Origin of the sequence: Pseudomonas haemolytica (assembly GCF_009659625.1) — a bacterium.
Taxonomy (GTDB): Bacteria; Pseudomonadota; Gammaproteobacteria; order Pseudomonadales; family Pseudomonadaceae; genus Aquipseudomonas; species Aquipseudomonas haemolytica.
In genome coordinates, this window is record NZ_VOIW01000004.1 from 132304 (window position 1) to 145232 (window position 12929).

Genomic DNA, 12929 nt, shown 5'->3' on the forward strand with positions numbered 1-12929 from the left:
CAACCCACCGCTACTCCAGCGGCATGACCGTCACCCGTACCTCCGGGTCATGGCTCCCTCCCCCCAGAATCACCCCACGCAACGGCGACACATCAGAGAAATCCCGGCCCCAGGCCAGGGTGATGTGCTCCAGTGCCGGCTGCACATTGTTGGTCGGATCAAAATCCACCCAGCCCGACACCGGGCAAAACACCGAGACCCAGGCATGGGACGCATCGGCGCCGATCAGCCGTGGCTGGCCGGGCGGTGGCTGGGTCAGCAGGTAGCCACTGATATAGCGCGCGGCCAGCCCCCGCGAGCGCAGGCAGGCGAGCATCAGATGGGCGAAGTCCTGGCACACCCCGCGACGGCGCTCCAACACTTCCACCAGCGGCGTGGCGACCTGGGTGGCTTCGGCATCGAAGGTGAACTCGCTGAAAATCTTCTGCATCAACGCCTGCGTGCCCAACAGCAAGGGCTCACCAGGCGGGAAACAGCTTTCAGAGAACTCGACGAAGGTTTTTTTCAGATGCACATAGGGCGACTCGAAGCGATAACGACAGGCTTCGATCATCTGCGCGGTCAGAGGCTGGCTGCTGTAGGTCAGGCTGTCACGGGTGTGGTCCCAGGCCGGCGATTGCTGGAAGTCCAGCACAGGCCGCGCCAGCACTTCCACGGTCAGCGCCGCGTTCACCAGTAATTCATCATGGGGCCGCTCGAACGCCAGGCGGGTGATCGGGTTGCCGAACACGTCCAGCTCATCGCGACGCGAAGACGGCTGCGGGCTGATATCCAGCTGTTGCCAGGTACAGCGCTGCCAGGCACACGGCCGCGGCCATAAGTGCGCCAGTTGCTGGGCCAGGGACACCGGGCTGTCATAGTGGTAATGGGTATCGTGGAAAATCTGGTAGCGCGCACTCATCACACCGACACCGTCTGCTGGCTGACATCATCCACATGGGCAAAATGGCGCAACGCCAGTCGATCCGACACTTGCCCACTCTCATCGGCGACCGCTTGCAGCAGGTCGGCCAGGCCGTCCAGCGCGGCACGCACGCTGGACTCTCCAAACAACGGGTTTTCCAGGCAACCCAGGTCGAAACGCGCCAGGCTTTCCACCAACGGCGCCAGCCCGGTTTCCCTCGGTACACCAAAGTCATCGTTGAGGCGACGCAAGGTGCGGCTCACCAGTTTCAACTGAAACAGCACCGCGTGAGGGTTCTGCTCATCGAGCAACAACAGGTCGAGCACCGGGATCAACTGCGGCACCGCCAGGTAGCGCGAGCGATAGGTGATGCTGCTATTGCCCAGTTCCAGCAACCACTCCAGCCCAGCCTGATCGAACACCGCCACACCGCGCAGGAACGCCGCCAGGCTAGTACTGAGAAATTGCAGGCGCTCGATACGCCGGCCCATCATCAAGAAGCGCCAGCCCTCATCGCGGGTCATGTCGTCCAGGGCAAACCCGGACAGTGCTGCGAGAGACATCACCAAGCGGTTGAGGAAATCCAGCAGTTCGCCAAAGTCCGGCGTTTCGCTTTCCAGCTCCATGGCTTCGCGTTGCAACTCCACCAGGGCCTGCCAGTTTTCCCGGGACAACTTGCCGCGTACCTGGGAGGCCGCCCACTGCAAGCGCTGCAGGTTGGCGCGCAGGCTCGAAGGCCAGTCATCACCAAGCAAGGCTGCGAGCAGGCGCTCTGGCAACTCACCTTCCTCCGGCAGCAGGCGCAGGCTCTCACCCAGCTCGACCGCCGCCTGCAACGCCAATGGATCATCGCCATCGACATAGCGCGCCAGCACGACACGCAGCCAGCGCGCGCTGTCATCGCAGCGCTCGCAATAGCGGCCAAACCAGAACAGGTTTTCCACTACCCGCGAAGGCAGGTACGGGTCGCGGCGCACCAGATCGTGGGCACCAATCGCGCGCTGGGCTCGCCATTGTTCACCGGCACTGGCGCGTTCGCCGAGCACCCAGGTGTCCTTGCTCGCACCGCCGCGCTGCATCGAGACCACTTCGGCATCGGCCTCGGCGGCCACACGGGTGAGGCCGCCGGGCAGCACGCGATAGCCTTCATCGCTGGCCACGGCGTACACGCGCATGCCGATGGCGCGGTGTTGCAGATGGTCCTCTTCGGTGTGCCACACCGGCGCCTGGGACAATTGCGCCAGCTCCTGGGCGACATAGGCGTAAGGCCGTGCGCGCATACGCTCGGCCAGGGCCTGGCGTTGCTCGTCATTCAGGTCACGACCAAACACCGGGGCGAAACTTTGCGAAGGAAAGGCCGGCTTGATCAGCAGTTCGGGAAGCTTTTCCAGGGCCTCGGCCAGCACCGGTGCTTCACCGCACCACCAGGTGGCGATGGATGGCAGGATCAGCTCCTCACCAAACAGGAATTGGTTGATCCTGGGCAAGAAGCCGAGCAAACCGGGAGACTCCAGCACACCGCTGCCCAGGGCATTGGCCACCAGCACATTGCCTTGGCGCACGGCGTCGAGCAGGCCGGGCACGCCGAGCGCCGAGTCGGTACGCAGCTCCAGCGGATCGCAGAAATCGTCATCCAGGCGACGCATGATCGCGTGGACCCGACGCAGCCCGCTGAGGGTCTTGAGGAACACCGTGCTGTCGCGCACGGTGAGGTCGCCGCCTTCGACCAGCGGGTAACCGAGTTGGCGCGCCAGGTACAAGTGTTCGAAATAGCTCTCGTTGAAACGGCCCGGTGTGAGCAGCACGATCAGCGGCGGCTGGTCATCGCCGGGCGCCTGGCGCGCCAGGGTTTCCTGAAGTGTGCGGAAGAAACCGGTGAGGTGCTGCACCTGCAAATCACGGTACAAGTCCGGGAAGGCGCGGGACACGATGGTACGGTTTTCCAGGGCATAGCCAGCGCCCGACGGGGCTTGGGTGCGGTCAGCGGTGACCCACCAACGGCCATCCGGCGTGCGCGCCAGGTCCACTGCGTATAAGTGCAGGAACGCGCCGTCGGGCGGCTGGATGCCCTGGCAAGGCCACAGGAAATTGTTATGGCCGAACACCAGCTCTGCCGGCAGCAGGCCTTCCTTGATCAGGCGCTGCGGGCCATAAAGATCGGCCAGCACCGCATTGAGCAAGCGCGCACGCTGGGCGATACCCGCCGACAATTGCTGCCACTCATCCGCAGCCAGCACATGGGGCAGCAGGTCCAGTTCCCAGGGGCGATCAGCGCCCTTGGGGTCGGCGTAGACGTTGTAAGTCACGCCGTTTTCCTGGATCTGGCGCGTCAGCAGCGCCTGGCGCTGGGCCAGTTGTGCGGGCGTGCTGCGTTGCAGGTGATCGAGCAAACGCTGCCAATGGGCACGCACTGCGCCGCTGGCATCCAGCAGTTCGTGATAGGTGCCCGCGGTCAGCGGGTAACGGTCGAGCAAGTCGGACATGGAACGCTCGGCAGGGGCAAGGGGCTCAGATTAACCTAACAAACAATGCAAATCCCTTGTGGGAGGGGCGGTGCGACGATTCGACTTGCTCCCGATGGCGGTGTTCAGCCAAGTATCAGGTGACTGATGTACCGCAATCGGGAGCAAGTCGAATCGTCGCACCGCCCCTCCCACATTTGGATCGCACTCAATCATCTTTATTGGGGAAACGGCGCAAATCCAAGGTCATTGGCAATTCATCGCTCACCACTACAGTCGGCACAGGGAGCTTGCCTGGGCTATGCCCCAAGCGGAAAAACCGCGCCATCCGCCGACTCTCTGCCTCATTGGCATTCACCGGCAAGCTGTCGTAATTGCGCCCGCCCGGGTGCGCCACATGGTATTGGCAGCCGCCCAACGAGCGCTGCATCCAGGTGTCGAGCAGGTCAAACACTAACGGCGCGTGCACCGCGATGGTCGGTTGCAGGCAGTTGGCCGGTTGCCAGGCGCGATAACGCACGCCAGCGACAAACTCTCCGACTCGGCCGGTCGGTTGCAGCGGCACCGGGACGCCATTGCAGGTCAGCAGGTAGCGCTGCGCTGGCAGGCCGCTCAACTTCACTTGCAGGCGCTCCAGGGACGAATCCACGTAGCGTACCGTGCCGCCCACCGCGCCCTCTTCACCCAGCACATGCCAAGGCTCCAATGCCTGGCGCAGTTCCAGTTCGATACCGCTGACGGCGTAGTCGCCCACCTTGGGGAAGCGGAATTCCAGATGCGCCGCAAACCATTCGGCGCGCAGCGGGTAGCCGGCAGCATTCAGCTCGACGATCACGTCGGCAAAGTCCTGCTCGATAAAGTGCGGCAACAGGAAGCGGTCATGCAACTCGGTGCCCCAGCGCGCCAGTTTCGGCGGTGCGTAAGGCTCGCGCCAGAACCGTGCGACCAGCGCCCGCAGCAGTAATTGCTGGGTCAGGCTCATGCGCGCATGGGGCGGCATTTCAAAGGCGCGCAGTTCCAGCAGGCCCAGGCGGCCGGTGGCGCCGTCGGGTGAATAGAGTTTGTCGATACAGAATTCGGCGCGGTGGGTATTGCCGGTCACGTCGATCAGCAGGTTGCGCAACAGGCGATCCACCAACCACGGCGGGCATTCCTCGCCAGGGGCTGGCATCTGCGCGAAGGCGATTTCCAGTTCATACAGCACATCGTTGCGTGCCTCGTCCACCCGTGGCGCCTGGGAGGTCGGGCCGATAAACAGGCCGGAGAACAGGTAGGACAGCGACGGGTGGTTATGCCAGTAGCTGATCAGGCTGCGTAGCAGGTCAGGGCGGCGCAGGAACGGTGAGTCCTTGGGGGTCGCGCCGCCCAGCACGAAGTGGTTACCGCCGCCGGTTCCGGTGTGGCGCCCGTCGATCATGAATTTCTCGGTGGTCAGGCGAGTTTGCCGGGCCTCTTCGTAGAGGAATTCGGTGCGTTCCACCAACTCATCCCAGGTGGCGGACGGCTGTACGTTGACCTCGATCACACCGGGGTCTGGCGTCACCCGGAAATTGCTCAAGCGTGTGTCCGCGGGCGGCTCGTAACCTTCCAGCAACACCGGGCAATGCAGCTCTTGGGCTGTGGCCTCGATGGCCGCTACCAGTTCCAGGTAATCCTCGACGCGCTCCAGCGGCGGCATAAACAGGTACAGGCGCCCTTCCCGTGCCTCGGCGCACAGCGCGGTGCGGGTCAGCCAGTCGGCGGATTCGTCGACCTTCGGCACACGCTCATCGCTCGGGGCCGGCTCGCCGTGGCTGTGCAGTTGCGCGGCGGTCGGCAACTGCGGCTGATCCTGATTCGGGTCGGTCGGATGCACGAACGGATACTCCGCCGCCGTCACCCACGGCTGGGAAGCCAAGGGCAGCCGATAACCCAGCGGCGAATCGCCCGGCACCAGGCGGCAGTGGTTATCACGCAGGTACCAGCGCCCACTCTGCCAGCGATCATTGGCCGCCGTGCGCGCCAGCGGCAGCACTTGGCCGATGACTTTATCCAGGCCCTGGCTGAAGACTTTGCGCAGGCGTTCGCGCTCCAGCTCGTCACTCAAGCGCGGGTCCTGGGCGCTGACGTTTTGCGGCAACGCGCCTTCGCGCCACAGGTAGTAGAAGTTGTCTTCGAACGCCGGGAACACAAAGCGCGCCGGCAGTTTCAGGCGTTCAGCGACGCTGGCCAGGAAGCGCCCTGCCATCGCGCCGTCAGCCCCATAGCCTTGTTGCTCATCGGCGATCAACGCACTGTTGTGCCAGATCGGCACCCCATCGCGACGCCAATAGCAATTGAGCGACCAACGCGGCAGTTGCTCGCCGGGGTACCACTTGCCCTGGCCGAAATGCACCAGGCCCTTGGGCGCATAGTGCTGGCGCAGGCGTTGGAACAGCTCGGCGGACAGGCGACGCTTGTCCGGCCCCAGGGCGGCGGTGTTCCACTCGGCGCCGTCGGGGTCGTCGATCGAAACGAAGGTCGGCTCGCCACCCATGGTCAGGCGCACGTCGTGCTTGAGCAGGTCAGCATCGATCTGCCGGCCCAGGGCCTGGATCGCCAGCCATTGTTCTTCGGTGTAGGGCTTGGTCACCCGCGGCGCTTCCCAAATGCGCTCTACCGACATCTCGTGGGTAAATTCGCACTCGCACGGCTCCACCAACCCGCTGATCGGCGCGGCAGAAGATGGATCGGGGCTACAGGCCAACGGGATATGCCCTTCACCGGCGAACAGCCCGGAAGTCGCGTCGAGGCCGATCCAGCCGGCGCCGGGCAAATACACTTCGCACCAGGCGTGCAGGTCGGTGAAGTCCACTTCGGTGCCCGAGGGACCGTCGAGCGCTTTGACGTCAGCGGTGAGCTGGATCAGGTAACCCGAGACAAAACGCGCCGCCAAGCCCAGGTTGCGCAGCAATTGCACCAGCAGCCAGGCCGAATCGCGGCAGGAACCGGAGGCGTTTTCCAGGGTGAACTCCGGGGTTTGCACGCCCGGTTCCATGCGGATCAGGTAGCCGATATCGGCGGCCAGACGCTGGTTCAGCCCCACCAGGAAATCCACCGCAGGCAATGGCGTTCGATCGATACCGGCCAGGTACGCGGTAAATCTTGGCGTCAGCGGCAAAGTTTCCAGGTACGGCGCCAGCTCGCGTTGCTCATCGGCGGCGTAGCTGAACGGGATTTTTTCGGCATACGGCTCGAGGAAAAAGTCGAACGGGTTGAACACCGCCATCTCGGCGACCAAGTCGACTTCGATGCGCAGTTCGTCGGTCTTTTCCGGAAACACCAGGCGCGCCAGGTAATTGCCCTGCGGGTCTTGCTGCCAATTAATGAAATGCTGCTCGGGCAGCACCTTCAGCGCATAAGACAAAATCCGCGTGCGGCTATGAGCCGCCGGGCGCAGACGCACAATCTGTGGGCCGAGTTCGACAGCGCGGTCGTAGCGGTAATGCGTAACGTGGTGCAACGCGACATGAATCGACACGGCGGCCTCCTGCGAGCCAGGGCATGGATACATAGCGCGCAAGACTTATGCCAGAGCGGCCGTCATTGCGCTTTTTCGTATGACCCGGTGCAGTACAGCACCAAAACGGCGCCAGCGGGGTGCCGTGGTGCGAGGCTTGCACATATTTGTGGCGCATGTGTGCCCGCGAAGTGGTGAAACGACTCAATCAGGCTGCCTCACGCAGCCGGCGCACCTCAACCAACTTACCCACCATCGAGCGATAGCCTTTGCTGTTGATCAGCAACAACCCAAGTAATGGCCAGAACAGGCTTTCACTGTAGATAAACCAGTGCGGGTGATACTGCAGCGTCGGCAACACCACCAACAGGCACATCACGAAAAAGCCCACCATGCCCCACACCGCCCAGGCGTGCCCGCGCACCACCAGGAAGTTGCTGTTGACCGAGCGCACCAGGCCTGCAACGCTAAGCCCCGCGCTGAAAGCATCGCCTATCTGGACGATGGTGGAATGCTTGAGCTGGGAGCGGTTGGAGTCCATGCCGATGCCGACCAGGGATTGCCCATGGGGAGTAATCTTCCTTGAAATGGCTGTTGACTGAACTGGCGCTTTCGCGAGCAAGCCCGATCCCACACTTGAGCGAGTTCCAGCATGAGAATACGGTCGAATGTGGGAGCGGGCTTGCTCGCGAAAGCGCTTCAATGGGGCTCACATTAACAAACAGCCTACCCAGTCAGCGTTTTTTGCGCGCGGCGATCACGGCTTGACGCAGGTGGCGTATTTCCAGAAGCCGCTGGCGCATTTCGCGGTGGCGATTGCTGTTGAGCAGCAGTAATCCCAGCAGCGGGAATAACACCGCCGAACCATACACCAGGCGATTGAGGTCGTATTGAATCATCGGCAAGACGAACAGCAGGCACGCGCCGAGGTATCCCGCCATCAGCCGGGTCGCCCAAGGATAGCCACGCGCAATCATCACGTTACCAAGTACCAGGACCGCCACCAGTATCAAGATCGCCGCCCCCGAATAACTGGACTTGAGCTGCGGATCAACCCCGCGCAAATACGTCACGCCCGCCGTGGAGATCGCGACTGAGCCAGAAAAGATCGCCATGAAAATGGTACCCATGAACACCGGAAAATAACGCGCAAGGAAACTGCGCATGTCGGGAAAGCCGTTCATTCCGTCAGGTCCTCATAAAGGCCGATAGCAATCGTCTCGGCAGTGCCCACGTGACCGCTTCGATAGCTGCCCCAGATACCCAAGAGCCCTCCCAGGGCATCCTTGAGTTGAGTCAGGGTTGCATGACGAATCTGCGTGGAACTGTAGCTCTTGGTCAATTTGCCGGTGCGCTGCTGCAATTTGAGCAACTTGGGGGTCAGACTTGGGTCCTTGAGGCTTAGCAATTCCTTGGTCAACTTCTTGCGCTCCTGGCGGCTCAGGCCCTTGAGCAACTCGTACCAACTCTTTCCCAATGCCGCTGCTTTGTTGGCCTTGAGCAGTCTGACCGTGGTCAAGGCACCCGTGCCGATGCCCACCAAAGAGGCCGCATCGAGGATGGGTGAAACGGCGCCGTACCATTCGGCGTCGTCCATGCGGTCATTGGCATCAGGATCCAGTATTTCGTTATAGGTGCGCGCTACGCCAAACCCGCATTGGGCGCTGCTGGCCGCTGCAGCCGTAATGCCAATGCCTACCACGAAAGCGCTGGCGCCCGCCGTAAACGGCACTGCGACGCTACCACTGAACACCACGATCCAACCGATCACCGCCGCGCCGCAGGAAAGGCCCATATCAAACGCCTCTTTTTGAAGGCGTCCTTCCCTAGGATCGGTCTTCACCTGCTCCACGAACTGTGCAGGCGAAATGTACTTCTGTGCCTCACGCAAAATGATGCGCTTGGGCTTGATGCTGCAGATGGGTTTGAACTCACGCAGGGTGACGACATTGAAGTCGGCGTCGATGTACACAACACCTGCGCCGACGATGCCGGGGTCAGCGTCGATGGCCGCAAACAGCCGTGGCAGGTTGACCTGGCTTTCGATGCGCTGGCGCGCCATGAACTGCGAACGGTTGGAGTCCATGCCGATGTTGAGCAGGGGATTGCTCATAAGTGTTCTTCCTTGAAAGTGACGGTGGCCGGGCCGGGCCGGGCAATCTAATGGGCGCCACCTTAACAAACGGCCTACCCACCGGCTAGAAAGCAAAACGCCAGCACGAGGCTGGCGTTTTGCATTTCAGGCTGCGATCAACGCGGCACGACTGGCTTGCGCGCAGGCTTGCCGCCCTTGCCCTTGGCCGCATCAGCGCGTTCCTTGGCCGCCTGCTTGTTGCGCGCCTGGGCCGCTGCCTTGGCTTGCTCGCGCTTGTCCCACGGGTTGCTGCCGTCGCTGCCACGGGGCGGCAGGCCGGTGTGCTGGGTGAGGATTTTAGTCGTGGCTTCCTTGGCGACCTTGTGGCTGCCTGCTGGCGTCGAGTTCTTGCGACGGGCGCTCTGATAGCTATCAGTGCTCGGCTGGTGCAGCGGGATCAACTGGTCCTTGCCCGGCCCTATCAGGTCGGCACGGCCCATGCGGGTCAGCGCTTCACGCAGCATCGGCCAGCCTTTCGGGTCGTGGTAACGCAGGAACGCCTTGTGCAGACGGCGCTGGTCTTCGCTCTTGACGATGGTCACCGCGTCGCTCTTGTAGGTGACCTTGCGCAGCGGGTTCTTGCCCGAGTGGTACATCGCGGTGGCGGTGGCCATTGGCGACGGGTAGAACGCCTGCACCTGGTCGGCACGGAAGCCATTGCCCTTGAGCCACAGGGCCAGGTTCATCATGTCTTCATCGGTGGTGCCCGGGTGGGCGGCGATGAAGTACGGGATCAAGTACTGCTCCTTGCCCGCTTCCTTGGTGTACTTCTCGAACATGCGCTTGAACTTGTCATAGCTGCCAATGCCCGGCTTCATCATCTGGTTGAGCGGGCCTTCCTCGGTGTGTTCCGGGGCGATCTTGAGGTAACCACCGACGTGGTGGGTGACCAGCTCTTTCACATATTCAGGCGACTCGACGGCCAGGTCGTAGCGCAGGCCGGAAGCGATCAGGATCTTCTTCACACCCGGCAACGCACGGGCGCTGCGGTACAGCTGGATCAGCGACGAGTGGTCGGTGTTCAGGTTCGGGCAGATGCCGGGGAACACGCACGACGGCTTGCGGCACGCGGATTCGATCTCCGGGCTTTTGCAGGCGATGCGGTACATGTTCGCGGTCGGGCCGCCGAGGTCGGAGATCACGCCGGTAAAGCCCGGTACCTTGTCGCGGATCTCTTCGATCTCGCGAATGATCGACTCTTCGGAACGGTTCTGAATGATGCGGCCTTCGTGCTCAGTGATCGAGCAGAAGGTGCAGCCGCCAAAGCAGCCACGCATGATGTTTACCGAGAAGCGGATCATGTCGTAGGCCGGGATCTTCTCCTTGCCGTACACCGGGTGCGGTACGCGGGCGTAAGGCATGCCGAACACGTAGTCCATTTCTTCGGTGGTCATCGGGATGGGCGGCGGGTTGAACCACACGTCCACTTCGCCATGCTTCTGCACCAGGGCGCGCGCGTTGCCTGGGTTGGTTTCCAGGTGCAGCACGCGGTTGGCGTGGGCGTAGAGCACCGCGTCACCACGGACTTTTTCCACCGATGGCAGGCGGATCACGGTCTTGTCGCGGGTCATGCGCGGGCTGGCCAGGATCTGCACGACTTTGGCTTCCGAAGGATCTTCAACCGGGCCCTTTTCCTGCTCGATGGCGCAGGCCTGGGTGTCCTGGGTGTTCACATACGGGTTGATGATCTTGTCGATCTTGCCCGGACGGTCGATGCGTGTGGAGTCGACTTCGTACCAGCCCTGCGGCGTGTCACGGCGAATGAACGCGGTGCCGCGTACATCGGTGATGTCTTCGATCTTATGGCCCCACGACAGGCGCTGAGCCACTTCGACGATGGCCCGCTCGGCGTTGCCGTACAGCAGGATATCGGCGGTGGCGTCAATCAGGATCGAGTTGCGCACCCGGTCCTGCCAGTAGTCGTAGTGGGCGATGCGGCGCAGGGAAGCTTCGATGCCGCCGAGCACGATCGGTACGTTCTTGTAGGCTTCCTTGCAACGCTGGCTGTACACCAGGCTGGCGCGGTCCGGGCGTTTGCCGGCCATGCCGCCAGGGGTATAGGCGTCGTCAGAGCGGATTTTCTTGTCGGCGGTGTAGCGGTTGATCATCGAGTCCATGTTGCCGGCCGCGACGCCGAAGAACAGGTTCGGCTCGCCGAGCTTCATGAAGTCGTCTTTGGACTGCCAGTTCGGCTGGGCAATGATCCCGACGCGGAAGCCCTGGGACTCCAGCAGCCGGCCGATGATGGCCATGCCGAACGACGGGTGATCCACATACGCATCACCGGTGACAATGATGATGTCGCAGGAATCCCAGCCAAGCTGATCCATCTCCTCCCTGCTCATGGGCAGGAATGGCGCAGGACCGAAACATTCGGCCCAGTACTTGGGATAGTCAAATAACGGCTTGGCTGTTTGCATGACGGTGACCGGTGTTGAGATGAAAAATCGCGGGCGCGGAATATAGCACAAATTTTGACCAATTCCGACGGTTATGGTCGGAATTGAGCAGACGCGTTATTCGTCGTCGTCGAAGTTGTAACTGCCCGGCGCCAGGTTCTCGAAGCGCGTGTACTTACCGATGAATGCCAGGCGGATAAAGCCGATAGGCCCGTTCCGCTGCTTGCCGATGATGATCTCGGCAATGCCTTTGTGCTCGGTCTCGGGGTGATACACCTCGTCGCGGTATACGAACATGATCACGTCAGCATCCTGCTCGATCGCTCCGGATTCCCGCAAGTCGGAGTTCACCGGGCGCTTGTTGGGACGTTGTTCCAGGGAACGGTTGAGCTGGGACAGTGCCACTACCGGGCAGTTGAATTCCTTGGCCAGGGCTTTGAGGGACCGGGAGATTTCGGAAATCTCGTTGGTACGGTTGTCACCGCTGGAGCCCGGGATCTGCATCAATTGCAGGTAGTCGATCATGATCAGGGCGATGTCGCCGTGCTCACGCACCAGGCGGCGGGTACGCGCGCGCATCTCGGACGGGCTGATACCGGCGGTGTCGTCGATGAACAGCTTGCGGTCGTTGAGCAGGTTGACTGCCGAGGTCAGGCGCGGCCAGTCGTCGTCTTCCAATTGGCCGGAACGCACCTTGGTCTGGTCGATACGCCCCAGCGACGAAAGCATACGCATGATCAGCGATTCGCCTGGCATCTCGAGGGAGTACACCAGCACCGCCTTGTCGCTGCGCAGTACAGCGTTTTCCACCAGGTTCATCGCAAAGGTGGTCTTACCCATGGACGGACGGCCAGCGACGATGATCAGGTCGGACGGTTGCAGGCCGCTGGTCTTTTCGTCGAGGTCGGTGTAGCCGGTGGAAATACCGGTAATCGCGGCATCAGTGTTGAACAAGGTGTCGATGCGGTCGATGGCCTTGGTCAGCAGGTCGTTGACACTGACCGGGCCACCGGTCTTGGGCCGCGCTTCGGCGATCTGGAAGATCTGGCGCTCGGCTTCATCGAGGATCTCGGCGGCGGTGCGGCCTTCGGGGTTGAAGGCGCTGTCGGCGATTTCGGTACTGATGCCGATCAACTGGCGCAGGGTGGCGCGCTCGCGAACGATCTGGGCGTAGGCCTTGATGTTGGCGACGGACGGCGTGTTTTTCGCCAGTTCACCGAGGTAGCCCAGGCCGCCAACTTGAGATGTCTGGCCTTCCTTGTCCAGTTGCTCGGCCAGGGTCACCACGTCGATCGGTGAGTTCTGGTCGGCCAGCTTGGCGATGGCGCGGAAGATCAGGCGGTGGTCATGGCGATAGAAGTCACCGTCCGAGACTTGATCCAGCACGCGTTCCCAGGCGTTGTTGTCCAGCATCAAGCCACCGAGCACGGCCTGTTCGGCCTCGATGGAATGCGGCGGCACCTTCAGGGCAGCGGTTTGCAGATCGTATTGCTCAGGAGCTGAAATATCGTTCATGGCCACTTGGAATTTGGGGTTTGTAGAAAAACAAAAG

General features: G+C 62.1%; 8 protein-coding genes. All 8 read right to left on the minus strand.

Annotated features, from left to right (window positions below; translation table 11 throughout):
* Positions 1–10: 10 nt before the first annotated feature.
* Positions 11–901, minus strand: coding sequence for a transglutaminase family protein (locus FRT59_RS14480; protein ID WP_153838745.1), 891 nt, complete (start codon positions 899–901; stop codon positions 11–13).
* Positions 901–3387, minus strand: a complete 2487-nt coding sequence (locus FRT59_RS14485) for a circularly permuted type 2 ATP-grasp protein (RefSeq protein ID WP_034117459.1) — start codon at positions 3385–3387, stop codon at positions 901–903. The genes FRT59_RS14480 and FRT59_RS14485 overlap by 1 nt, the downstream gene beginning before the upstream one ends.
* 187 nt (positions 3388–3574) lie before the next feature.
* Positions 3575–6865 carry a transglutaminase family protein gene (locus FRT59_RS14490; protein WP_198809689.1) on the minus strand — a complete coding sequence of 1097 codons (3291 nt, stop codon included), beginning with the start codon at positions 6863–6865 and terminating at the stop codon, positions 3575–3577.
* A 187-nt stretch (positions 6866–7052) separates the two neighbouring features.
* A complete protein-coding gene (locus FRT59_RS14495) occupies positions 7053–7385 on the minus strand; it encodes a hypothetical protein (protein WP_233094209.1) in 333 nt (110 codons plus the stop codon).
* A gap of 193 nt (positions 7386–7578) precedes the next feature.
* Positions 7579–8028 carry a hypothetical protein gene (locus FRT59_RS14500; protein WP_034117455.1) on the minus strand — a complete coding sequence of 150 codons (450 nt, stop codon included), beginning with the start codon at positions 8026–8028 and terminating at the stop codon, positions 7579–7581.
* A complete protein-coding gene (ssp4, locus tag FRT59_RS14505) occupies positions 8025–8957 on the minus strand; it encodes an Ssp4 family T6SS effector (RefSeq protein WP_034117454.1) in 933 nt (310 codons plus the stop codon). Before ssp4 ends, FRT59_RS14500 begins: the two co-directional genes overlap by 4 nt.
* Before the next feature lie 137 nt (positions 8958–9094).
* Positions 9095–11398 (minus strand): YgiQ family radical SAM protein, encoded by a 2304-nt coding sequence (locus FRT59_RS14510; RefSeq protein ID WP_153838742.1) that lies wholly within the window; start codon positions 11396–11398, stop codon positions 9095–9097.
* Between the two features lie 96 nt (positions 11399–11494).
* Positions 11495–12892, minus strand: a complete 1398-nt coding sequence (dnaB, locus tag FRT59_RS14515) for a replicative DNA helicase (protein ID WP_034117452.1) — start codon at positions 12890–12892, stop codon at positions 11495–11497.
* Positions 12893–12929 lie beyond the last annotated feature (37 nt).

Coding starts and splice junctions, on each gene's coding strand:
- FRT59_RS14480 (WP_153838745.1), bottom strand. CDS start 901: ATGAGTGCGCGCTACCAGATTTTCCACGATACCCATTACCACTATGAC.
- FRT59_RS14485 (WP_034117459.1), bottom strand. CDS start 3,387: ATGTCCGACTTGCTCGACCGTTACCCGCTGACCGCGGGCACCTATCAC.
- FRT59_RS14495 (WP_233094209.1), bottom strand. CDS start 7,385: ATGGACTCCAACCGCTCCCAGCTCAAGCATTCCACCATCGTCCAGATA.
- FRT59_RS14500 (WP_034117455.1), bottom strand. CDS start 8,028: ATGAACGGCTTTCCCGACATGCGCAGTTTCCTTGCGCGTTATTTTCCG.
- ssp4 (WP_034117454.1), bottom strand. CDS start 8,957: ATGAGCAATCCCCTGCTCAACATCGGCATGGACTCCAACCGTTCGCAG.
- FRT59_RS14510 (WP_153838742.1), bottom strand. CDS start 11,398: ATGCAAACAGCCAAGCCGTTATTTGACTATCCCAAGTACTGGGCCGAA.
- dnaB (WP_034117452.1), bottom strand. CDS start 12,892: ATGAACGATATTTCAGCTCCTGAGCAATACGATCTGCAAACCGCTGCC.